This is a genomic window from Enterobacter sp. MGH 16 (genome assembly GCF_000493175.1).
GTDB lineage: Bacteria > Pseudomonadota > Gammaproteobacteria > Enterobacterales > Enterobacteriaceae > Enterobacter > Enterobacter roggenkampii.
On record NZ_KI535695.1, the window covers coordinates 1,482,649 to 1,503,882 of the forward strand.

A 21,234-nucleotide genomic window follows, 5' to 3' on the forward strand; every position below is an offset into this window, starting at 1 on the left:
CCAAAAGACTGACGCCTCAGCGGGCAGTACCGGCATGAGAAAATTGTTTACGGTACTGGGCCGGGGAAATCGCGAACTGCTGGCGAAAATGATGACGCAGCGTCGATGCCTGACCAAACCCGGTCTGTTCCGCGATGCTGTCGATGCTTAAACGACTGCTTTCCAGATAATCTTTCGCCCGCAGCAGGCGCTCATTGAGTAACCAGCGGGCAGGCGTCGTTCCCGTTGCCGCTTCGAAGCGACGCAGAAACGTGCGCTGACTCATACCGACACGGCGCGCCAGCGAGTCGACGCTGTGCGGCTCGGTAAGATGCGTGTGCAGAAAATCAAACAGCTTGCCCAGGCGCTGGCTTTCCCGCAGCTGCGCCACCGGGCGGCTCAGCTGTTGCGGCTGAGATCCATCCCGGTGAGGGGGAATGACAAGCCGCCTCGCCACGCTGTTGGCGGTTTCCATCCCGAAATCCCGACGCACGACGTGCAGACAGAGATCGATCCCCGCCGCGCTGCCTGCGGAAGTCAGGATCTCGCCTTCGTCCTGGTAGAGCACATCCTCGACCACGTCGATGTCAGGGTAGCGGGCTTTAAGCGTCTCAATGTAGCGCCAGTGCGTCGTGGCTTTGCGTCCGTTGAGCAGACCGGAGGCGGCCAGCACAAATACACCCGAGCAGATGGAGAGTAGCTGACAGCCCCGCGCGCTGGCCTGACGTAATGCGTTGCAGAGCGCGTCCGGAACCGGCGAGTCCACCCCCCGCCAGCCCGGCACCACGATCAGATCGGCAGACGCAAGCAGGGAGAGATCGCCATCGGTAATGATGCGGATCCCGCCTGTCGCCCGAAGCTCACCGTTATCAACGCTTGCCACGGCAAAACGATACCAGTCGTCGCCCAGCTCGGGCCGCGGCAGGCCGAAGATTTCCACCGCCACCCCAAACTCAAAGGTACACAGACCGTCATACGCCAGCACCACCACCTTCGGGCGGGCAATCTGTCTTAACGTTGTCATCTTTTTGCTGTTTTCTGGCATAAGCGAGCGCATTCATGAGCTGAATTTGTGGATAGAGTAGTGTTAACACAAACGCCAAAGATGAGGAAGGATCATGAGCTATGTTACTGAATTTCCGGCTGCCGAACCGCAGGAAGCCGTTACCCATTTTCTGCGTCGCCTGAGCGTCGAAACCGACTGCGCCGATGTGCATCATGCCATCACGCATAATGAGCAGGACTTTGTTTTGCTGCACGTGGTGGGGAGCCCGGAGCAGTTTGCCCGTCGCCATGTGCCGGGCGCTCTGCATATGCCGTGGAGCCAGATGACCGCTGAGCGCATGGCCCAATGGCCTGAAGGGACGCTGTTTGTCGTCTACTGCGCAGGGCCGCACTGTAACGGCGCGGACAGAGCCGCGCTGAAGCTGGCGCGTCTCGGGCTGCCGGTCAAAATCATGCTCGGTGGGATCACCGGCTGGGAAGATGAACGCTACGCGTTTGCCAGCGAGGCGTCCGTCGCCGCGCTGTGAAGATGAATTTTTTTCAACATACGTGAAATTTTCTCGTTTGCCGGCACCGATGAGGTATGACATTGTTTTTGGACATTTAGACATCCAGAAGTCTAAAGCTTCAAATGATAAATTATCACTGCGGGCAATTATTGCCGGCAGACTGAGGAGATTTCCATGCAACGACACCACGCCCCGTTCCGTGCCGACGTAGTCGGCAGTTTTTTACGCCCGGATGCCATCAAGCAGGCTCGCCTGAAATTTGCCAGCGGTGAGATTGATGCCGGGCAGCTTCGCGCGGTGGAGGACGAGGCCATTCGCCACGTCGTCGAGCAGCAGTGTGCGTGCGGCCTGCATGTGGTGACCGACGGTGAGTTTCGTCGTGCCTGGTGGCACTTCGACTTCTTCGACGGTCTTCAGGGCGTTGAGCGTTACGATTCCCAGCAGGGCATCCAGTTTAACGGCGTGCAAACCAAAGCCCACGGCGTGCGCGTCACCGGCAAGCTGGGCTTTGGCGAGCACCCGATGCTGGACGATTTCCGCTATCTGAAAAGCATCAGCGGTAACGCCCAGCCAAAAATGACCATTCCGAGCCCAAGCGTGCTGCACTTCCGCGGCGGTCGCAAAGATATTGATGCGACCGTGTATCCGGACCTTGACGTCTATTTCGATGACCTGGCGACCACGTGGCGTGATGCCATCCGGGCCTTCTACGACGCGGGCTGCCGTTATCTGCAGCTGGATGACACCGTCTGGGCCTATCTCTGTTCGGACGACCAGCGCCGTCAGATCCGCGAGCGCGGCGACGACGCCGATGAGCTGGCGCGCATCTATGCCCGCGTGCTGAACAAGGCGCTGGAGGGCAAGCCGGACGATCTGACCATCGGACTGCACGTCTGTCGCGGCAATTTCCGTTCCACCTGGATTTCCGAAGGCGGCTACGAGCCGGTAGCGGACGTGCTGTTCGGAACGGTCAACGTTGACGCCTTCTTCCTCGAATATGATAACGACCGCAGCGGGGATTTCGCGCCCCTGCGCTTTGTTCGCCCGGGCAAACAGCAGGTGGTGTTGGGTCTTATCACTACAAAAAACGGCGAGCTGGAGAATCCGGAGGGAATTAAAGCCCGTCTTGAAGAGGCGGCGAAATACGTGGCAAAAGAGCAGATTTGCCTCAGCCCGCAGTGCGGCTTTGCCTCGACCGAAGAGGGCAACAGCCTGAGCGAAGCCCAGCAGTGGGACAAAGTCCGGCTGGTCACGCAGATCGCCAGCGAAGTCTGGTAACCCCGTTATACGACGCTGCATTATAAAAGTGCAGCGCTGTACCATTCTGAGTCGTTCTCTTTACATCCGGCGTTCCCCTCCCAGAAATAGCGCTTTCTCCATTCTGGCACTCTTTTTGCTCCTGCTTCGCTGACACTTTTTTTTCCGCGTCCACGCCGTACCGGACGTTTTCGCACAGCGTTCTTTTTCAGGAGTGAAAATATGCAGCGTCGTATCTTATTAAAAGCTTTTGCGTTATCCGCGTCCGTCGTGGCGATGGGGATGAGTTTTGGCGCGCAGGCGGCCGATACCATCAAGGTGGGGATCATGCATTCGCTGTCCGGCACCATGGCCATCTCTGAAACCCCGCTGAAAGACGTCGCGCTGATGACCATCGATGAGATCAACGCCAAAGGCGGCGTGCTGGGCAAGAAACTGGAGCCGGTGGTGGTGGATCCGGCCTCAAACTGGCCGCTGTTTGCCGAGAAGGCGCGTCAGCTGCTGAGCCAGGATAAAGTGGCGGTGGTATTTGGCTGCTGGACGTCGGTGTCGCGCAAATCCGTACTGCCGGTTTTCGAGGAGCTGAACGGCCTGCTGTTCTATCCGGTGCAGTATGAGGGCGAGGAAATGTCGCCAAACGTCTTCTATACCGGCGCGGCGCCGAACCAGCAGGCCATCCCGGCGGTGGAATACCTGATGAGCGAAGACGGCGGCGCGGCGAAACGCTTCTTCCTGCTGGGAACCGATTACGTCTATCCGCGCACCACCAACAAGATCCTGCGCGCGTTCCTGCATTCGAAAGGGGTGGAGGATAAGGACATCGAAGAGGTTTATACCCCGTTTGGCCATAGCGACTACCAGACCATCGTCGCCAACATTAAAAAATTCTCCGCGGGCGGCAAAACTGCCGTGGTGTCGACCATCAACGGTGATTCTAACGTGCCGTTCTACAAAGAGCTGGCTAACCAGGGGCTGAAGGCGACGGACGTGCCGGTGGTGGCGTTCTCCGTGGGTGAAGAAGAGCTGCGCGGGATCGACACCAAACCGCTGGTGGGTAACCTGGCAGCCTGGAACTACTTTGAGTCCGTGGATAACCCGACTAACCAGGCGTTTGTAGCGGATTACAAAGCCTATGCGAAGGCGCACAAGCTGCCGAACGCCGATACCGTCGTAACTAACGATCCGATGGAAGCCACCTACGTAGGTATTCACATGTGGGCGCAGGCGGTGGAAAAAGCGGGCACTACCGATGTAGACAAAGTGCGTGCGGCGATGGCCGGTCAGTCCTTTAAGGCGCCGTCAGGCTTTACGCTCACCATGGATGCCACCAACCATCATCTGCACAAGCCGGTCATGATCGGTGAAATCGAAGGCAACGGTCAGTTTAACGTGGTGTGGCAGACCGAACAGCCGGTACGCGCCCAGCCGTGGAGCCCGTTCATCGCCGGGAATGATAAAAAACCCGACCAGCCGATGAAAACCGCCAGCAACTAAGCCATTACCGCAGGGAGAAACGTCATGAACGCCATGCGCCTGTTCATCGCTCTTGTATGGCTTTCCGGACTGCTGCCAGGGATGGTGCAGGCATCGGATGCCGATCGTTTTGTTGCCGCCAGCCGCAGCCAGCAGGCGGATTTGTTGACGCAGTGGGCCGCCGCGCCGGATGCGTCAAGACTGCCGCTCCTTGAGGCGCTGCAAAAGGAAAATCTCTACGTCGATACGCAAAAGCACGCCTTTGCACAACGCGATGGCAACGTCATCCCGCTGGGGGACAGTCAGACGGCAGAGGGCCCAACCAAAGCCGTGCGCCTGACGAACCGGCTGCGCGTGCTGGCTGCAACTGCTATCGCCACGCATCAGCTGGTGAGTGACAGTGTCACCGAAAGGCGGGCGGCGGCGCGTCAGCTGCAGCGCGATGCCCAGCCCGGGATGCTCGCTTTTCTGGAAAAGCGTGTGAACGATGAGACGGACGCCGTGGCGCGTCAGGCGCTGCTGCTGGCGGTCGCGAATCTCCAGCTGGCCAGCCCGCAGCCGGAAGTGCGTCGCAAGGCCGTCGAATTGTTAGGCCAGTCAGACGATCCGGACATGCAGTCCAGGCTTACCCCGTTTACCCTGCCACAGACGGAGCCGGATAGCGCGGTGCGCGCGGCCGCAGAAGAGAGTCTTAGCCAGATCCAACACCGCCTGATGTGGGGCGACCTGCTGGGCCAGGCGTTTATGGGGCTGTCCCTTGGGTCGGTGCTGCTGCTGGCCGCGCTGGGGCTGGCTATCACCTACGGCCTGCTGGGCGTGATTAATATGGCCCACGGCGAGATGCTGATGCTGGGGGCATATGCGACCTGGATGGTGCAGCAGGCGATGGCCGGGCTTGCGCCCCAGTGGCTGGCGCTCTATCCCGTTATCGCCTTGCCGGTCGCGTTCTGCCTGACGGCGGGCATTGGAATGGTGCTGGAGCGCACGGTGATCCGTCATCTGTACGGTCGTCCGCTGGAAACGCTGCTGGCGACGTGGGGCATCAGCCTGATGCTTATCCAGCTGGTGCGCATGACCTTTGGCGCCCAGAACCTGGAGGTGGCGAACCCGGCATGGCTCTCCGGCGGGGTGCAGGTTTTTGCCAACCTGACGCTGCCGTGGAACCGCATCGTGGTGCTGGGCTTCGTGCTGCTGGTGCTGTTCTTTACCTGGCTCATTCTGAATAAAACCCGTCTGGGGCTTAACGTGCGGGCGGTGACGCAAAACCGCAGCATGGCCGCCTGCTGCGGGGTACCGACAGGGCGCGTCGATATGCTGGCGTTCGGGCTTGGCTCCGGGATTGCGGGGTTAGGCGGCGTGGCGCTATCGCAGCTCGGTAACGTCGGACCTGAGCTGGGCCAGGGCTATATCATTGACTCCTTCCTTGTGGTGGTGCTCGGAGGCGTAGGCCAGCTGGCAGGCAGCGTGGCCGCGGCGTTTGGTCTGGGGATCTTTAATAAAATCCTCGAACCCCAGATGGGGGCGGTGCTGGGCAAGATCGTGATTCTGGTGGCGATCGTGCTGTTTATTCAGAAACGCCCGCAGGGGTTGTTTGCGCTGAAAGGGAGGGTGATTGACTGATGAGCCAGCCGCTGACCTTAACGCTGGCGCGCAAAGCGCCACGCACCACGCAGATAGCGGGCAGCCTGCTGGTGGTGTGTTTGCTGATACTGCCGTTTTTCGCCTTGCTGCCTGCGACGCATCCGCTGGCGTTGTCGACCTGGATGCTGACGCTGATTGGCAAAATCCTCTGCTATGCCATCGTGGCGGTGGCGCTGGATCTGGTGTGGGGCTATGCCGGCATGCTGTCCCTTGGGCACGGCCTCTTCTTCGCCCTGGGCGGCTATGCGATGGGCATGTACCTGATGCGCCAGGCGTCAGGTGACGGTCTGCCCGCGTTCATGTCGTTTCTCTCCTGGAGCGAGCTGCCCTGGTTCTGGTGGGGCACCCAGCATTTTGCCTGGGCGCTGGTGCTGATTGTGCTGGTGCCGGGCCTGCTGGCGCTGGTGTTTGGCTGGTTTGCCTTCCGCTCGAAGATCAAAGGGGTCTATTTCTCGATTATGACCCAGGCGCTGACCTATGCCGGGATGCTGCTGTTCTTTCGCAACGAAACCGGGTTTGGCGGCAATAACGGCTTTACCGGTTTTACCACGCTGCTCGGGTTTTCGGTAACGGAAACGACCACCCGCATCGCGCTGTTCCTGGCGACCGTGCTGTTGCTGCTTCTGGCCCTGGGCACCGGGTTTGCGCTGGCGAAAAGCAAGTTTGGCCGCATTCTGACCGCCGTGCGCGACGCCGAAAACCGCCTGACCTTTTGCGGCTACGATCCGCGCGGGTTCAAGCTGCTGGTGTGGACGCTTTCTGCCGTGCTGTGCGGTCTGGCGGGGGCGCTTTACGTCCCACAGGTCGGCATTATTAACCCCGGTGAAATGTCGCCGACGAACTCGATAGAGGCCGCCATCTGGGTGGCGCTGGGCGGGCGCGGCACGCTGGTGGGGCCGGTGATTGGCGCGGCGCTGGTGAACGGGGCGAAGAGTTTCTTCACCGTCGCGATGCCGGAGTACTGGCAGCTGTTTCTGGGGCTGATTTTTATCGCCGTCACGCTGTTCTTGCCGGGCGGCGTCTACGGTCTGTTGCGTAAGGGAGAGAAATAATGCAGCCAACGGAAGGATTATTTACCCGCCAGCTGCCCGGCGATCGCTACCGGGACCAGACTGACCCTGTACTTCAGCTTGAATCCATTAACGTCAATTTTGATGGTTTTCAGGCCCTGACCGATCTCTCGCTGAATATCGGCGTGGGCGAGCTGCGCTGCGTGATTGGCCCCAACGGTGCGGGTAAAACCACGCTGATGGACGTCATCACCGGCAAAACGCGGCCAAAGAGCGGCAGGGCGATTTACGATCAGTCCATCGACCTGACCGCGCTGGAGCCTGCGGCCATCGCCCGCCAGGGCATCGGGCGTAAATTCCAGAAGCCCACGGTCTTTGAGGCGCTGACGGTGTGGGAAAACCTGGAGATCGCCATGAAAACGGATAAATCCGTCTGGGCGAGCCTGCGGGCAAAACTCAACGGCGAGCAGCGTGACCGCATTGACGAGATGCTGGTTTTGCTGCGCCTTAGCGCGGAGCGCGACCGACGGGCCGGGCTGCTTTCCCACGGACAGAAACAGTTCCTGGAGATCGGCATGCTGCTGGTGCAGGACCCGCATCTGCTGCTGCTGGATGAACCCGCCGCCGGAATGACCGACGCGGAAACGGAATACACCGCAGAGCTGTTCAAATCGCTGGCGGGCAAGCACTCCCTGATGGTGGTGGAGCACGATATGGGCTTTGTAGAAACGATTGCCGACCACGTGACGGTGCTGCATCAGGGGCGGGTGTTGGCGGAAGGGTCGCTGCGTGAGGTGCAGGCCAACGAGCAGGTGATTGAGGTCTATCTGGGACGTTAAGGAGAGGGAATGTTACAGGTCAACGAACTGAATCAGTATTACGGCGGCAGCCATATCCTGCGCGGCGTGAGCTTTGAGGCCGTCACCGGCGAAGTCACCTGCCTGCTGGGGCGCAACGGCGTGGGGAAAACCACACTGCTGAAGTGTCTGATGGGGCTGATCCCGGCGAAAACCGGGGAGGTCATCTGGCAGGGGAAAACGATTACCCACAGCAAACCGCACCAGCGGGTGCAGTCTGGCGTGGCGTATGTCCCGCAGGGACGCGAGATTTTTCCGCGCCTGACCGTGGAGGAGAATCTCCTGCTGGGGCTATCGCGGTTTTCCGCCCGCGAGGCGAAGCAGGTGCCGGAGGAGATCTGGCAGCTGTTCCCGGTGCTCAAAGAGATGAAGCACCGTCGCGGGGGCGATCTCTCGGGTGGGCAGCAGCAGCAGCTGGCGATTGGTCGCGCGCTGGCGAGTCGTCCGCGGCTGCTTATCCTGGATGAACCGACGGAAGGCATACAGCCTTCCGTCATTAAAGAGATCGGCCACGTGATCCGCACCCTGGCAAACAGAGGCGACATGGCGATCCTGCTTGTTGAGCAGTTTTACGACTTTGCCGCCGAGCTGGCCGACAGCTATTTGCTGATGTCCCGCGGCACCATTATTCAGCGCGGGCGGGGTGAAAATATGGAGCAGGAGGGCGTTCGCGGGCTGGTTGCGATCTGAAATGTTATAATATAACATCCTCATTCTTATAAAACGGAATGAGGGCGTTACTTTGGCTGCACATATTGGGAAATTTGCCATGACTCTGGGGGCGCTGCTGGTCAGCGGCCAGCTGTTTGCTCACTCGCACGGCCACCAGATGACCGAAGCGGAACAGAAGGCGGCGAACGGCGTGTTTGAGGATAAAGACGTGAAGGACAGAGCGCTGTCTGACTGGGACGGCACCTGGCAGTCGGTCTATCCGTTCCTGCTCGATGGTTCGCTGGATCCGGTCTTTAAGCAGAAAGCGCAGAAGGATAAAAGCAAATCCTTTGATGAGGTGAAAGCCTACTACCGCACGGGTTATGCGACGGACGTGGATGCCATCGGCATCGAAAATAACGTGATGGAATTCCATCAGGGGAAAACGGTCAGCCGCTGCCAGTATGATTACAGCGGCTACAAAATTCTGACCTACGCGTCAGGCAAGAAAGGCGTGCGCTATCTCTTTGAGTGCAAGGACGCCAGCAGCAAGGCGCCGAAGTTTGTCCAGTTCAGCGACCATACCATCGGACCGAAGGCCTCTTCGCACTTCCATATTTTCATGGGCAATACCTCCCACGAGGCGCTGCTGAAAGAGATGGATAACTGGCCGACCTATTATCCGAACGAGATGTATAAAGAGCAGGTGGTGGAGGAGATGTTGCACCACTAGGTTTTTGCTTTTGCCGGGTGGCGGCTTCGCCTTGCCCGGCCTACATTTGCTACGCCGCTTTGGGTGACTCGCACCATGCCTTCACGCTCATCCCGCGCAAAATCATCAGCCACGCCACAATAATCGCGGCCATCATAATCACAAACAGCGACCAGTGCGGCAGGTTGGTCAGGATGATGCCGGTGATCATCGGGTTTGCCGCCGCGCCGAGCCAGCCCAGCGCCTGCGCGGAGAAATAGCTCGCCTTCATTCCCGGTGGCGCAATGTTGTCAATCAGCATGTATTCACCCGGGGCATAGATAATCTCACCCAGCGTAAAGATGGCGGCAGCGATGCCCCAGTAAACCAGGTTTTCCCCGGAGAGCATAAAGCCGCCCAGCCCCACGATAAAAAACAGGGTGGCGAGGGACATCAGCGGGCGGATATTGCTGGCTGAGATCTTACGGCCCAGCGCATATTGCAGCGTTACCACCACGGCGGCGTTGACGGGCAGCACCACGGCGACCACCTTTTCGGCGAAATCACTGTCCGCATGTGCGGCCAGAACGTATTGCGAAATACAGCTCGCGAACGATCCGCCCACGTACGACGCCAGCAGGCCAGAGAGCGTGTACCAGAACAGCGCGCGGTCTTTCAGCAAGACCGACGGCTGCCACGGCGTCTTCTCCTCGGCGGTATCTAACGCCACGCTTTTCTGCACAAAGAAGTGGATAAAGCCCAGCGGCAGGGCGGCACAGAAGGCTGCCAGCCAGAACGGCAGCTGCAGGCTGTACATCACCAGCAGGGTGCCAATCGGCGGGCCGACCGTCCAGCCAATGTTCAGGAAGCTGTAGTTTAGCGAGAAGACCCGCGCCTTCTGGCTGGAGGTGAGCACGTCGGAGAACCAGGCTTTTAGCACCGTCGAAAAGACGGAGTAGGCGCAGTTGATCAGCGCAAAAAACAGCACCACCAGCGTGACGTTATTGACCAGCGGGATCGCCACAAATCCGGCGATAAACGCCACAATCGCGATCAGCATGTAGCGTTTTTTATCAAACTTATCGGCCAGAATGCCAAATCCCAGGCTGAACACCACGCCAATGGTCAGCGCCACGGTCAGGGCATAACCAATATTCTCGACGCTCATGCTGTAGACGCGCGTGAGATAAATGGTCATAAACGGCAGCGTTGCCCCCCGACCGATGGTTAACAACAATGACGATGCCAGCAGCGCTGCGGTTGAGCGCCTGAGAGATGGTTTCATATTCCTGCCCGACAGTTGCTTATGCTTTTATTCGATGTGTGTTAACAGGATTACCATGACATAAGGGGCTTGTATAGCACCCGATTTATCCCTAAGTGCTTCAGCTGCCTGCCAGAAATAATGATCTTCTCGTGACGCACTTTTTTCTGTTACCTTGAAGTGTTAACAAATTATTAATAATTCAGGGGCGGGATATGACGCGGAAAGACGGGCTGCTGGCACTGCTGGTGGTCGTAGTATGGGGGCTCAATTTTGTGGTCATTAAGCTGGGGCTGCACAACATGCCGCCGCTGATGCTGGCCGGCTTACGTTTTATGCTGGTCGCTTTCCCGGCCATCTTCTTTGTGGCGCGTCCAAAGATCCCCTTTAAACTGCTGCTGGGCTACGGTCTGACCATCAGCTTTGGCCAGTTCGCGTTTCTCTTTTGCGCCATCAAGTTCGGTATGCCGGCCGGTCTGGCCTCGCTGGTGTTACAGGCGCAGGCGTTCTTTACCATTATTCTCGGGGCGTTTGTGTTTGGCGAGCGCCTGCAGGGCAAACAGCTGGCGGGGATCACGCTGGCGGTGTTTGGCGTGCTGGTGCTGATCGAGGCCAGCCTGAATGGTCAGCACGTGGCGCTGCTCGGGTTTATGCTGACGCTGGCGGCGGGGCTGAGCTGGGCCTGCGGGAATATCTTCAACAAGCTGATCATGCAGCACGAGGCGCGCCCGGCGGTGATGTCGCTGGTGGTGTGGAGCGCACTGATCCCGGTTATCCCGTTTCTGCTGGCGTCGAGTATTCTGGACGGTCCGGCGGTGATGCTGAACAGTCTGGTCGACATCGATATGACCACGATCCTGTCTCTCGTCTATCTGGCCTTTGTCGCCACCATTGTGGGCTACGGGATCTGGGGATCGCTGCTGGGGCGTTATGAGACCTGGCGCGTTGCGCCGTTATCTCTGCTGGTGCCGGTGGTAGGGCTTGCCAGTGCGGCGATATTGCTGGATGAAACGCTAAGCGCGCTGCAGCTGTTGGGTGCCGTGCTGATCATGGCCGGGCTGTACATTAACGTGTTTGGTCTGCGGGTGCGTCGGACGACGCGGGTAAGCGAAAAGGCATAAAAAAAGCCCCGCGTCTGCGGGGCAAAAACGAATCAGAAGCCGTGCTGATTATAATAAGGCACGCCTAATTCGTCGGATTTGTCGCTACCAGCACCCATGTGGTTGAAATCATAGGGCGACTGGTCATGTGCGGACGGCAAAATCATCGTATCAGGATTATTTTGCTGCGTTGCACGAGGGGTTTGCTCCGCGAAGGTCTGGCTGGAGAACAGCACCAGCAAGGCGAGGGCGGCGGAGGCGATAACTTTCATGATTTCCTCGGTTACGTCTGTGACAGGCGATGATTAACTACAGTGTTTTAACGGATACAGGTATCGGGATTCGCCCGGCACGCTGGTGATTCGGTACTTATGAGGCGGCACGTCAAAATAGTTCTTGAACGTACGCGTCAGGGTTTGCTGCGATTCAAATCCGTAACGCTCCGCCAGATAAAGGATCGGCTCATTGCTTTCTTTCAGTTTCTGGGCAATCTCCGTCAGCTTGCGGCTGCGAATATATTGACCTAATGAATGGCCGGTCTCTTTTTTGAACATCCGTTGCAGGTGCCATTTGGAGTAACCCGAACGCTCTGACACTTTTTCAAGGGAGAGCGGCGATTCCAGGTTATCCTCGATCCAGTCCAAAATGCTATGAATGGTGATAGCGTCAGTATTGCGTCTGGACATCGTCATACCTCTTTTTTCTGTTTACGGCAGGATTTTCTTCAGCAAAAGCTCAAGGGTTGCCACTTCATCTGCCGTTAAGTTTTTTGTTAGTTCCTGATGCAGTGTTTGTCCTACTAATTGATGACATTGCTCGCACATGGCCGCGCCATCGCTGGTCAGCTTCACCAGTACGCCGCGTTTGTCATTCGGGTTAGGGCTTCGTTCTATCCATCCTTTGCAGACGAGACGATCGAGCATGCGGGTTAACGCACCCAGATCGACAGAGAGCACCTTTTTCAGCTCAACCGGCGTGATACACACTTCGCAGCGAATGGAACACAGCACTTTGAACTGTGTTGCGGTGATATCCAGCGGTGACAGATAGTCATTGAGCAGGCGATCTTTTTTCTGATTGACCATATGAATAAGACGACCCAGCGGAACAACGTCGTTAAAGATATCACTGGTGCTTTTCACAATGGTTGCCCTGGCAAGTAATTAGTCACGGCAGATATTATTGCTCAGGCAAGTATAAGTCAACTGAATGAATCAGCCGATGCCACGAATTGCTAAAACGTTTCATGAACTTTTTTTAAGGTGTTTCAAATCATAGGGATAACTTCCTGTTATCTTTTCAGAAGGAAAATAATCGTTACGTTGCGCCCATGGCTGAATGTCACACTTTCCCCCTATAATTGCTGTGTTAAATATGGATAAGGACGACAACGCACTATGTTGGATTTGATTAAAGCAATCAGCCTTGGGCTGGTGGTCTTGCTGCCGTTGGCTAACCCGTTAACGACGGTGGCGCTTTTCCTCGGGCTGGCAGGGAACATGAACAGCGCCGAGCGCAATCATCAGTCGATGATGGCCTCGGTGTATGTGTTTGCCATCATGATGGTGGCTTACTACGCCGGGCAACTGGTGATGAATACCTTCGGGATTTCCATCCCCGGCCTGCGCATCGCCGGGGGGCTGATCGTGGCCTTTATCGGTTTCCGCATGCCGTTCCCGGCGCAAAAAGCGCATGAGTCGCCGGAAGCGACCAGCAAATCGGAAGAACTGGAAACCGAACCGAGCGCGAATATCGCCTTCGTGCCGATTGCCATGCCGAGCACGGCGGGGCCGGGGACCATCGCGATGATCATCAGCTCCGCGTCGACGGTGCGTGACAGCGCAACCTTCCCGGACTGGGTGCTGACGGTGGCACCGCCGCTGATTTTTGCGATTATCGGGATTATCGTGTGGGCATCGCTGCGCAGCTCCGGCGCCATCATGCGCTGGGTAGGCAAGGGCGGTATCGAGGCGATTTCCCGCCTGATGGGCTTCTTACTGGTCTGTATGGGCGTGCAGTTTATTATTAACGGCGTGCTGGAGATTATTAAGACCTATCATTAAGTTCATTGCCGGGTGGCGGCTTCGCCTTACCCGGCCTACGAAACCCGTCTTTTTGTAGGCCGGGTAAGCGCAGCGCCACCCGGCACAAACAAACCTCACCCGTGCTGCCCCTGTTCCTCCAGCGCCACCGGCCACTTACGGAAGATAAGCACGGACCAGATCAGCGCCATCAGGGCCGGAATGGCACCCAGATAGCCAATCGCCGACATCGACACGTGCAGGATGACCTGGTTTCCCACCAGCGCACCCGCGCCAATCCCCAGATTGAAAATTCCCGAGAACAGCGACATGGCGACGTCCGTCGCATCCGGCGCCAGGGCTAGCACCTTCACCTGCATGCCCAGGCCAATAATCATGATCGCCACGCCCCAGAACAGGCTGAGGATCGCCAGATGGCTTTCACTGCCCGCGGCGGGCATCAGCAACAGCAGACAGGCCAGCAGCAGGCCGATAGCGCTGCTCACCAGCGATGAGGCATGCCGGTTACCCAGCTTGCCGAACAGCACGCTGCCAATAATCCCCGCGCCGCCGAGGATCAGCAGTAAGACGGTGGCAAAGTTGGCGCTAAAGCCTGCTACCACCTGCACAAACGGCTCAATGTAGCTATACGCCGTGTAATGGGCCGTTACCACGATGGCGGTCAGCAGGTAGATGCTCAGCAGCGCAGGGCGACGCATCAGCAGCGGCAGGCTTTTCAGCGAGCCGGAATGCTCGCTCGGCAGCGCGGGCAGCAGCTTAATCAGACACACCAGCGTCACCAGCGCGCCCATGCCGATGGCGAAGAAGGTGGTACGCCAGCCGAAGTATTGCCCCACGATGCGGCCAATCGGCAGGCCCAGCACCATCGCCAGTGCGGTACCGGTAGCAATCAGGCTTAGCGCCTGCGCGCGTTTACCCGCCGGTGCCAGGCGAATCGCCAGCGACGCGGTGATCGACCAGAACACCGCATGGGCAAAGGCGATACCGACGCGGCTGATGACCAGCACCGTAAAATTCCACGCCATAAACGACAGCACGTGGCTCGCGATGAACAAGACAAACAGACCGATCAGCAGCCTGCGCCGCTCTATCTGGCTGGTCAGCAGCATGAACGGCAGGGACATCAGCGCCACCACCCAGGCGTAAATGGTCAACATAATGCCCACCTGCGCCGTTTCCATCTGGAAACTGTTGGCGATGTCAGACAACAGCCCAACCGGCACAAATTCTGTGGTGTTAAAAATAAACGCGGCAATGGCCAGCGTGACCACGCGTAGCCACGCAACCCTGCGGGAAACTGTGTTCGTTGTCATAGGGATGTCGGAGATTCGTTGCTGAAAAGAAGAGGAGACGATCTTAAAACGTTGAATGGCGAAAACTCAACCATTATGTGACGCAGATCTCAATATTTACCTTATGAAAGCGGTAGCCGGGAGCGCTGTTTTCATTGAATATAAAAGAACAACACAATAAAAACAGGCGGTAAGACAATGCAGGAGATTGATTTTTATCTGGTCGATGCGTTCAGCAATACCACGTTTGGCGGCAACCCGGCCGCCGTTTGTCCGCTCAAGGAATGGTTACCCGATGAGACCTTGCTGAAAATGGCACAGCAGCATAATCAGTCGGAAACGGCCTTTTTCGTCTGCACTAAAGGAGGCATTGAGCTACGCTGGTTTACCACGCTTACCGAAGTCAATCTCTGCGGCCACGCCACCCTTGCCGCCGCGTACGTTCTGTTTAATGAACTGGAATACCCCGACTCGCGGATCCACTTTGATACCGCCTCTGGCCGCCTGACGGTCAGCCGGGAGGGGGAGTGGATGACGCTGGACTTCCCGGCATGTCCAACCCATGAAGATACGCCGCCGCCGGAGATGCTCTCGGCGCTCGGTATCCGTCATTACGTTGCAGCACGCAAAGGGCGCGCCTGGCTGATCGTGCTGGACAATCGCCAGCAGGTTGAAGCACTCGCGCCACGCTTTTCGGCGATGACGCCGGGTGAGCATAAGGTGAGCGTGACGGCACGGGGTGAGGGGGAATACGATTTTGTCAGCCGCTTTTTCTCCCCCGGGGTATCCGTTCCGGAAGACCCGGTCACCGGCTCCGCGCACACCATGCTGATCCCATACTGGGGTGAACGGTTGGGGAAAACAGCCATGCTTGCCCGTCAGGTTTCCGCGCGCGGCGGCGACGTGCGCTGTGAGCTGAAAGGCTCGCGCGTGCTGATGAGCGGACAGGCTTCACTTTATCTGAAAGGCACTGTTTTTCTGCGCTAAATAACCCATAACAAGAGAGGAAGAGACAATGCAGGAAATTGATTTTTATCTGGTGGATGCCTTCAGCGACAAAACCTTTGGCGGCAACGCGGCAGCGGTATGTCCTCTGGAAGCGTGGCTGCCGGACGAGACGCTGCTCAAAATGGCGCAGCAGCATAACCAGTCTGAGACCGCCTTTTTTGTACGCACCGCCGGTGGGTTTGAACTGCGCTGGTTTACCACGCTCGATGAAATTAACCTGTGCGGCCATGCTACGCTTGCCGCATCGCACGTTATTTTCGAATACCTTGACTATCCGCACACTGAAATTACCTTCACCACGCGCTTCGTGGGCGAGCTGACGGTGAAACGCAGCGGCGACTGGCTGACGCTGAACTTCCCCGCGTGGTCAACGGAGGTGGTCGAGAACCCACCTGCGCTGCTGTTTAGCGCGCTGGGCATCCCAGACGCAAAAGAGGTGCGCGTCGGACGTGATTACCTGGTGGTGCTGGAGAGCCAGCAGCAGGTGGAAGCGTTAACGCCGGATATTGGGGCGATGATCCCGCTGGATAAAATGGTCTGCGTGACGGCGCCGGGCGAAAAATATGACTTCGTCAGCCGCTTCTTCTGCCCGGGGGAAGGGGTGCCGGAAGATCCGGTTACCGGATCCGCCCACAGCATGCTGATCCCTTACTGGAGCGAAAAACTGGGTAAAACGTCACTTTATGCCCACCAGGGGGCGCACCGTGGCGGGGATCTGCGCTGCGAAATGAAGGGCGACCGCGTGCTGATTGGCGGTCAGGCCACCCTGTACCTGAAAGGGAAAATCTTTTTGCGCTAACGGAGCGGTACGATAAGTTAATTGTATGAAGCACCCCGGCAGGCCTGCGCTATGTTGACATTTAGCCTCACAAAAAAAGCAAGGAGCCTGCCATGTATTCCATTACCTCTGAATCTGCACGTCACCCGGACATTCTCAGCCTGATCGCGGCGCTGGACCGCTATCAGAGCGAACTCTATCCCGCTGAAAGCAATCATCTGATCGATCTGGCTGCGCTGCCGGAAGCTTCGCTGATCCTGATGGTCATTCGCGACCAGCAGCTTCAGGCCGTTGGTTGTGGCGCCATCGTGCTCAACGGCGACGGTACGGGGGAGATGAAGCGGGTCTATATCGATCCGGCCCATCGTGGGCAGCACCTTGGGGAGACGCTATTGGCCGCCCTGGAAGATGAGGCCCTGAGCCGTCATTGCCATACGGTACGGCTGGAGACGGGCATCAAGCAGCGCGCCGCGGTGCGTCTTTATGAACAGTGCGGATACGATTTGCGTCCGGCGTTTCCCCCTTACGTTGACGATCCGCTCAGCCTGTTTATGGAGAAGGCGCTGGTTGAAGACGTTCGTTTAGCAGCGCTATAAAGGCCTCCAGCTGGCGGGTCATTGCCCCGCGTCGCCATACCAGCCAGGTGGTGAGCCAGCGCCAGTTTTCTGCCAGCGGCCAGGCTTCAACCTGATGATGCCCGGGCATACTCTCCAGCATCGAGCGCGGCATCAGCGCGATGCCCGCGCCCGCAATGACGCAGGCGAGCATGCCGTGATAGGACTCCATCTCGTGAATGCGGCCGGGCGCGGCGCGGTCAGCGTGAAACCAGCTCTCCAGGTGCCGGCGATAAGAGCAGTTGGCGCGAAAGGCATAAACGTCGCTGCCGCTCACCTGCGCGGCGCGTGAGATTTCCGCCTGCCCGGCAGGGGTGACCAGCATCATCTCTTCCCGATAGACCGGCATTCCTTCCAGCTCCGGGTGCGACAGCGGCCCGTCGACGAAGGCGGCGCTGAGGGTTCCCTCCAGTACGCCATCAATCATCGTCCCGGACGGCCCGGTCGAAAGGGCAAACTGAATGCGCGGATAGCGCTGGTTAAACTGTGCCAGCGTTTCCGGAATGCGCACGGCGGCGGTACTTTCCAGCGCGCCGAGGGCAAATAACCCCTGCGGCTCATCCCCCGCGACGACCATGCGCGCTTCATCCACCAGGGCGAGGATCTGCTTGCTGTAGCGCAGGAAGTTATGGCCAGCCGGGGATAAACGCAAACGCTGGTTCTCACGAATAAACAGCTCAACGCCCAGATCGGCTTCCAGCTGGCGAATGCGGGTCGTCAGGTTAGACGGCACGCGATGCACCTTCTGCGCCGCCTGGGTGATACTGCCCGTCAGCGCGACGGCGTTAAACATCTCAAGCTGGGTTAAATCCATAATGTTCTCGTTTCGTGAATAATGTGGTTAGTATTATTCATTTTTAAGAAATAGCAGAGTGGGCCACAATTAATCAACCGAAAAACGTGGAGATCACCATGACTTATTCCTCTGCAACACATGCCTTCTCTGTCAACCCGGCCACGGGTGAAACCCTCGCCGCGTATCCGTGGGCGACACCGGAACAGGTTGAACGCGCGATTTCTCAGTCCGACGCGGGCTATCGCCAGTGGCGTCGCGAAAGCGTCTCCCACCGGGCGCAAAAGCTGCGCGATCTTGGCGCCGCGCTGCGTCATCGCGCTGAAGAGATGGCGCAGACGATCTCCCGTGAAATGGGCAAACCCATTCAGCAGGCGCGGGCGGAAGTGGCGAAATCCGCTGGCCTGTGCGACTGGTACGCCGAGCACGGCCCGGCGATGCTGCAGGCGGAACCGACGCTGGTCGAAAACCAGAATGCGGTCATTGAATACCGTCCGCTGGGGCCGATCCTCGCGGTCATGCCGTGGAACTTCCCGCTCTGGCAGGTGCTGCGCGGCGCGGTGCCGATTCTGCTGGCAGGTAACAGCTATCTGCTCAAACACGCGCCCAACGTCCTCGGCTCGGCGGAGCTTATCGCGCAGATCTTTGCGGATGCCGGTTTCCCTGAAGGCGTGTTCGGCTGGGTAAACGCCACCAATGACGGCGTCAGCCAGGCGATTAACGATCGTCGTATTGCGGCGGTGACCGTCACCGGCAGCGTGCGTGCCGGGGCTGCCATTGGTGCTCAGGCGGGGGCCGCGCTGAAAAAATGTGTTCTCGAACTGGGCGGCTCTGACCCGTTCATCGTCCTCAACGATGCCGACCTGGATCTTGCCGTGAAGGCGGCGGTAGCAGGCCGCTACCAGAATACCGGGCAGGTGTGCGCGGCGGCCAAACGCTTCATTGTGGAAGAGGGTATTGCGAAGACCTTTACCCAGCGCTTTGTCGATGCGGTTGCTGCGCTGAAGCTGGGCGCGCCGGACCAGGAAGAAAACTATATTGGCCCGATGGCGCGTTTTGACCTGCGCGATGAACTCCATCAGCAGGTGCAGGCGACGCTGGCGGAAGGTGCAACGCTGCTGCTGGGCGGTGAGAAAATCAGCGGTGAGGGGAATTATTACGCCCCAACCGTGCTGGCGAACGTCACCCCGGCGATGACGGCCTTCCGGCAGGAGCTGTTTGGTCCGGTCGCGGCCATTACTATCGCGAAAGACGCGGAGCATGCCCTGATGCTGGCCAACGACAGCGATTTTGGCCTGTCTGCCACGGTCTTTACCGCCAGTGATGCGCTGGCAGAAACCTTCTCCCGCGAGCTGGAGTGCGGCGGGGTGTTTATCAACGGCTTTAGCGCCAGCGATGCGCGCGTGGCCTTTGGCGGCGTGAAGAAAAGTGGCTTTGGCCGCGAACTTTCCCACTTTGGGTTGCACGAGTTCTGCAACGTGCAGACGGTGTGGAAGGATCGCGTGTAATCCCGTGATGTCGGCCCTCATCTCGAGGGCCGTTGTCATTAATCTGCAATGGTTCTGTCATTTTCATTTCGTAGACTCGCTCGCGTCTAACGCCTTGTAAATGAAGCTAATTATGAACCTAACGCAAATTTTTCGCCGTATTGCGCAGCGTCTCACTCCCCGTCACTTTGGCCTGCTGACAGGGATCTTTTGCATTATTGGCCTTTTCTCTGCGCTGCAGCTCTCCTCGTCATTCCTGCTTAATGCCTCCCTGAACGAAGCCCAGCGCAACGAGCAGCAAAACCTGCTGGCGTGGCAGCAGCAGAGCAAGCTGGATCTGGCCCGCGTCTCTCTGCTGGCGGCAAGCGATCTCCTTAACCGCTCCGGGGTCTGGTTTATGCAGGATAAAGAGACCGGATCCGACGGAAGCTGGCACAGCCTGATGGATGACGCGCAAAAGGCGCTGACGGTTTCTCAGCAGGCGTGGAAGGCCTGGCTGGCGCTGAATCCACCGAAAGACGACGCCCTGGTAAACAGCTATCAGCTCTTCTACGGCGCGATCAAAGAGCAGGCGGAAGGTCTGGTCAAAACCAATACCATCGACGCTTTTTTTGCCGTCCCGGCGCAGGCTTTTCAGACTGATTTTAACGACAACTATGCGCGCTACCAGCAGGCAAGCGAGAAGCAGGCCATGCAGGGGCGTCAGAGCCTCATGGCGCAGCTCTCTGACCTGCAAACGTTATTCCTGTTTGCCCCGTTGCTGTTAGTCGCCATTGCTGCTGTCGTCTGGTTCGGTATGTCCCGATGGGTGATTACGCCGCTGCGTCGGCTCATCGCGCATATCAACCGGCTGGCAGCAGGGGATCTCTCCGGCACGACGCCGAACGTCATGCGCTTCAACCGGGAGATAGGGCGGCTTAGCGACAGCATTGCCACGATGCAGCACGGCCTGCAGCAGCTGGTGACGCAGGTCAGCCACGCCACGGCTACCATGGTGGAGAACATTGACTCTCTGGCGCAGGGTAACCAGAAGCTGTATCAGCAGTCGGCACGTCAGGCGAAAGAGCTTGAGGATGTGACGGCGCATATTGCGGCGCTGGAAAGCCACGTGGAAGGGAATACCGGCTATGCCAGACTCGCCAGCTCCCGGGCCGATGAAGCACGCCAGGCAGCCGTGGGCGGCGACCAGATGATGTCGACCGTAAATGCGTCTATGCAGGCGATCGTCGACCGATCGTCTGAAATGCGCGGGATCGTGGCGATGATCGACAGCGTGGCGTTTCAGACGAACATCCTGGCGCTGAATGCCGCCATTGAGGCCGCCCATGCCGGAAATCAGGGGCGCGGGTTTGCCGTCGTCGCCCGGGAGGTTGGACTGCTGGCCAGAAAGAGCAGCCACTCGACGCAGACCATTCAGGAGCTGATCAACCGTTCACTGCAGGGTATCGAAGACGGTTCCCGTGCCGTCACCCTGATGGAGGAGAATTTGCAGCAGGTCACCGGTCTGGTGGGCAATTTGAGCAGTTTGCTGAATGAGATCTCCACCGCCACGCTCAGTCAGGGAGAGCGTATTCACCTGATGACGCGTCAGCTTCAGGCGCTGAACCAGGTCTCCCGTCAGACGGACCTGCTGGTCTCTGACGCCTCGGAGGCCTCTGAGCGGCTGCAAAAGCAATCCGATCTTTTATTGCAGGCCGTTTCGCGTTTTCGTCTTAGCGCCTGACGCAATACATAAGCCTCTGTTATACTCGCAGCCCGTTTTAGCCTGAGGGCAAGGAGCAAA

The 21,234-nt window shown here is 58.3% G+C and carries 22 protein-coding genes; 15 read left to right on the forward strand and 7 right to left on the reverse strand.

What is annotated here, in order from left to right:
• Positions 1-16: 16 nt before the first annotated feature.
• Positions 17-1,024: a transcriptional regulator FtrA gene (ftrA, locus tag L362_RS15635; RefSeq protein WP_023344128.1), complete on the reverse strand. Its 1,008-nt coding sequence runs from the start codon at positions 1,022-1,024 to the stop codon at positions 17-19.
• 73 nt (positions 1,025-1,097) lie between these two features.
• Here ftrA and L362_RS15630 point away from each other — a divergent pair, with 73 nt between their 5' ends.
• From L362_RS15630 to zinT, 8 genes are all read left to right on the forward strand, one after another.
• Positions 1,098-1,511 carry a rhodanese-like domain-containing protein gene (locus L362_RS15630; protein ID WP_008502248.1) on the forward strand — a complete coding sequence of 138 codons (414 nt, stop codon included), beginning with the start codon at positions 1,098-1,100 and terminating at the stop codon, positions 1,509-1,511.
• A 156-nt stretch (positions 1,512-1,667) separates the two neighbouring features.
• A complete protein-coding gene (locus L362_RS15625; RefSeq protein ID WP_023344129.1) occupies positions 1,668-2,771 on the forward strand; it encodes a cobalamin-independent methionine synthase II family protein in 1,104 nt (367 codons plus the stop codon).
• A gap of 201 nt (positions 2,772-2,972) precedes the next feature.
• Entirely contained in the window at positions 2,973-4,244 is a 1,272-nt protein-coding gene (gene urtA, locus L362_RS15620) for an urea ABC transporter substrate-binding protein (RefSeq protein WP_023344130.1), read from the forward strand.
• A 24-nt stretch (positions 4,245-4,268) separates the two neighbouring features.
• The gene (gene urtB / locus L362_RS15615) at positions 4,269-5,843 is read left to right on the forward strand and encodes an urea ABC transporter permease subunit UrtB (RefSeq protein ID WP_023344131.1); all 1,575 of its coding nucleotides are present in this window, start codon (positions 4,269-4,271) and stop codon (positions 5,841-5,843) included.
• Positions 5,843-6,916 (forward strand): urea ABC transporter permease subunit UrtC, encoded by a 1,074-nt coding sequence (gene urtC / locus L362_RS15610; RefSeq protein WP_023344132.1) that lies wholly within the window; start codon positions 5,843-5,845, stop codon positions 6,914-6,916. The genes urtB and urtC overlap by 1 nt, the downstream gene beginning before the upstream one ends.
• Complete coding sequence (gene urtD, locus L362_RS15605) at positions 6,916-7,713, forward strand: urea ABC transporter ATP-binding protein UrtD (RefSeq protein WP_023327458.1); 798 nt, start codon at positions 6,916-6,918, stop codon at positions 7,711-7,713. Before urtC ends, urtD begins: the two co-directional genes overlap by 1 nt.
• Before the next feature lie 9 nt (positions 7,714-7,722).
• Entirely contained in the window at positions 7,723-8,421 is a 699-nt protein-coding gene (gene urtE, locus L362_RS15600) for an urea ABC transporter ATP-binding subunit UrtE (protein ID WP_023327459.1), read from the forward strand.
• 52 nt (positions 8,422-8,473) lie between these two features.
• A complete protein-coding gene (gene zinT / locus L362_RS15595) occupies positions 8,474-9,115 on the forward strand; it encodes a metal-binding protein ZinT (RefSeq protein WP_023344133.1) in 642 nt (213 codons plus the stop codon).
• A 49-nt stretch (positions 9,116-9,164) separates the two neighbouring features.
• Here zinT and ydeE read toward each other — a convergent pair whose 3' ends face one another.
• Positions 9,165-10,358 (reverse strand): efflux MFS transporter YdeE, encoded by a 1,194-nt coding sequence (gene ydeE / locus L362_RS15590; protein WP_023292430.1) that lies wholly within the window; start codon positions 10,356-10,358, stop codon positions 9,165-9,167.
• Between the two features lie 194 nt (positions 10,359-10,552).
• Between ydeE and eamA the strand changes: the two genes are divergently transcribed.
• Positions 10,553-11,458, forward strand: a complete 906-nt coding sequence (gene eamA, locus L362_RS15585) for an O-acetylserine/cysteine exporter (RefSeq protein ID WP_021242508.1) — start codon at positions 10,553-10,555, stop codon at positions 11,456-11,458.
• Between the two features lie 32 nt (positions 11,459-11,490).
• Here the strand turns inward: eamA and marB are convergent, their stop codons facing one another.
• From marB to marR, 3 genes are read right to left on the reverse strand one after another with little or no spacing between them, the layout of a single operon-like run.
• On the reverse strand, positions 11,491-11,709 hold the full coding sequence (marB, locus tag L362_RS15580; protein WP_008502238.1) for a multiple antibiotic resistance protein MarB: 219 nt from the start codon (positions 11,707-11,709) through the stop codon (positions 11,491-11,493).
• A 33-nt stretch (positions 11,710-11,742) separates the two neighbouring features.
• Entirely contained in the window at positions 11,743-12,123 is a 381-nt protein-coding gene (marA, locus tag L362_RS15575; RefSeq protein WP_008502237.1) for an MDR efflux pump AcrAB transcriptional activator MarA, read from the reverse strand.
• A 21-nt stretch (positions 12,124-12,144) separates the two neighbouring features.
• Complete coding sequence (marR, locus tag L362_RS15570; protein WP_008502236.1) at positions 12,145-12,579, reverse strand: multiple antibiotic resistance transcriptional regulator MarR; 435 nt, start codon at positions 12,577-12,579, stop codon at positions 12,145-12,147.
• Positions 12,580-12,834: 255 nt separating this feature from the next.
• On the opposite strand from marR, the gene L362_RS15565 reads away from it, so the two are divergent.
• Positions 12,835-13,500, forward strand: coding sequence for a MarC family NAAT transporter (locus tag L362_RS15565; protein WP_023344134.1), 666 nt, complete (start codon positions 12,835-12,837; stop codon positions 13,498-13,500).
• Between the two features lie 95 nt (positions 13,501-13,595).
• Here the strand turns inward: L362_RS15565 and L362_RS15560 are convergent, their stop codons facing one another.
• Positions 13,596-14,792, reverse strand: coding sequence for a sugar transporter (locus L362_RS15560; protein WP_023344135.1), 1,197 nt, complete (start codon positions 14,790-14,792; stop codon positions 13,596-13,598).
• Positions 14,793-14,969: 177 nt separating this feature from the next.
• On the opposite strand from L362_RS15560, the gene L362_RS15555 reads away from it, so the two are divergent.
• From L362_RS15555 to L362_RS15545, 3 genes are all read left to right on the forward strand, one after another.
• Positions 14,970-15,758 (forward strand): PhzF family phenazine biosynthesis protein, encoded by a 789-nt coding sequence (locus tag L362_RS15555; protein WP_023344136.1) that lies wholly within the window; start codon positions 14,970-14,972, stop codon positions 15,756-15,758.
• Between the two features lie 28 nt (positions 15,759-15,786).
• Positions 15,787-16,578 (forward strand): PhzF family phenazine biosynthesis protein, encoded by a 792-nt coding sequence (locus L362_RS15550; protein WP_023344137.1) that lies wholly within the window; start codon positions 15,787-15,789, stop codon positions 16,576-16,578.
• A 92-nt stretch (positions 16,579-16,670) separates the two neighbouring features.
• Positions 16,671-17,153 carry a GNAT family N-acetyltransferase gene (locus tag L362_RS15545; RefSeq protein WP_023344138.1) on the forward strand — a complete coding sequence of 161 codons (483 nt, stop codon included), beginning with the start codon at positions 16,671-16,673 and terminating at the stop codon, positions 17,151-17,153.
• Here the strand turns inward: L362_RS15545 and L362_RS15540 are convergent.
• Positions 17,107-17,985 (reverse strand): putrescine utilization regulator PtrR, encoded by an 879-nt coding sequence (locus L362_RS15540; protein ID WP_021242502.1) that lies wholly within the window; start codon positions 17,983-17,985, stop codon positions 17,107-17,109. The genes L362_RS15545 and L362_RS15540 overlap by 47 nt on opposite strands.
• Positions 17,986-18,083: 98 nt before the next feature.
• Here L362_RS15540 and sad point away from each other — a divergent pair, with 98 nt between their 5' ends.
• Positions 18,084-19,472 (forward strand): succinate-semialdehyde dehydrogenase, encoded by a 1,389-nt coding sequence (gene sad / locus L362_RS15535; protein WP_023344139.1) that lies wholly within the window; start codon positions 18,084-18,086, stop codon positions 19,470-19,472.
• 112 nt (positions 19,473-19,584) lie between these two features.
• Positions 19,585-21,174 (forward strand): methyl-accepting chemotaxis protein, encoded by a 1,590-nt coding sequence (locus L362_RS15530; RefSeq protein ID WP_032637730.1) that lies wholly within the window; start codon positions 19,585-19,587, stop codon positions 21,172-21,174.
• Positions 21,175-21,234 lie beyond the last annotated feature (60 nt).

What these genes read in the sequence shown, in the direction of transcription:
- urtC (WP_023344132.1), top strand. Translation starts at nt 5,843, where the DNA reads ATGAGCCAGCCGCTGACCTTAACGCTGGCGCGCAAAGCGCCACGCACC.
- L362_RS15545 (WP_023344138.1), top strand. Translation starts at nt 16,671, where the DNA reads ATGTATTCCATTACCTCTGAATCTGCACGTCACCCGGACATTCTCAGC.
- urtE (WP_023327459.1), top strand. Translation starts at nt 7,723, where the DNA reads ATGTTACAGGTCAACGAACTGAATCAGTATTACGGCGGCAGCCATATC.
- marB (WP_008502238.1), bottom strand. Translation starts at nt 11,709, where the DNA reads ATGAAAGTTATCGCCTCCGCCGCCCTCGCCTTGCTGGTGCTGTTCTCC.
- marA (WP_008502237.1), bottom strand. Translation starts at nt 12,123, where the DNA reads ATGTCCAGACGCAATACTGACGCTATCACCATTCATAGCATTTTGGAC.
- L362_RS15540 (WP_021242502.1), bottom strand. Translation starts at nt 17,985, where the DNA reads ATGGATTTAACCCAGCTTGAGATGTTTAACGCCGTCGCGCTGACGGGC.
- ydeE (WP_023292430.1), bottom strand. Translation starts at nt 10,358, where the DNA reads ATGAAACCATCTCTCAGGCGCTCAACCGCAGCGCTGCTGGCATCGTCA.
- L362_RS15625 (WP_023344129.1), top strand. Translation starts at nt 1,668, where the DNA reads ATGCAACGACACCACGCCCCGTTCCGTGCCGACGTAGTCGGCAGTTTT.
- urtB (WP_023344131.1), top strand. Translation starts at nt 4,269, where the DNA reads ATGAACGCCATGCGCCTGTTCATCGCTCTTGTATGGCTTTCCGGACTG.
- L362_RS15530 (WP_032637730.1), top strand. Translation starts at nt 19,585, where the DNA reads ATGAACCTAACGCAAATTTTTCGCCGTATTGCGCAGCGTCTCACTCCC.
- eamA (WP_021242508.1), top strand. Translation starts at nt 10,553, where the DNA reads ATGACGCGGAAAGACGGGCTGCTGGCACTGCTGGTGGTCGTAGTATGG.
- ftrA (WP_023344128.1), bottom strand. Translation starts at nt 1,024, where the DNA reads ATGCCAGAAAACAGCAAAAAGATGACAACGTTAAGACAGATTGCCCGC.
- L362_RS15565 (WP_023344134.1), top strand. Translation starts at nt 12,835, where the DNA reads ATGTTGGATTTGATTAAAGCAATCAGCCTTGGGCTGGTGGTCTTGCTG.
- L362_RS15550 (WP_023344137.1), top strand. Translation starts at nt 15,787, where the DNA reads ATGCAGGAAATTGATTTTTATCTGGTGGATGCCTTCAGCGACAAAACC.
- urtD (WP_023327458.1), top strand. Translation starts at nt 6,916, where the DNA reads ATGCAGCCAACGGAAGGATTATTTACCCGCCAGCTGCCCGGCGATCGC.
- L362_RS15560 (WP_023344135.1), bottom strand. Translation starts at nt 14,792, where the DNA reads ATGACAACGAACACAGTTTCCCGCAGGGTTGCGTGGCTACGCGTGGTC.
- urtA (WP_023344130.1), top strand. Translation starts at nt 2,973, where the DNA reads ATGCAGCGTCGTATCTTATTAAAAGCTTTTGCGTTATCCGCGTCCGTC.
- sad (WP_023344139.1), top strand. Translation starts at nt 18,084, where the DNA reads ATGACTTATTCCTCTGCAACACATGCCTTCTCTGTCAACCCGGCCACG.
- L362_RS15555 (WP_023344136.1), top strand. Translation starts at nt 14,970, where the DNA reads ATGCAGGAGATTGATTTTTATCTGGTCGATGCGTTCAGCAATACCACG.
- L362_RS15630 (WP_008502248.1), top strand. Translation starts at nt 1,098, where the DNA reads ATGAGCTATGTTACTGAATTTCCGGCTGCCGAACCGCAGGAAGCCGTT.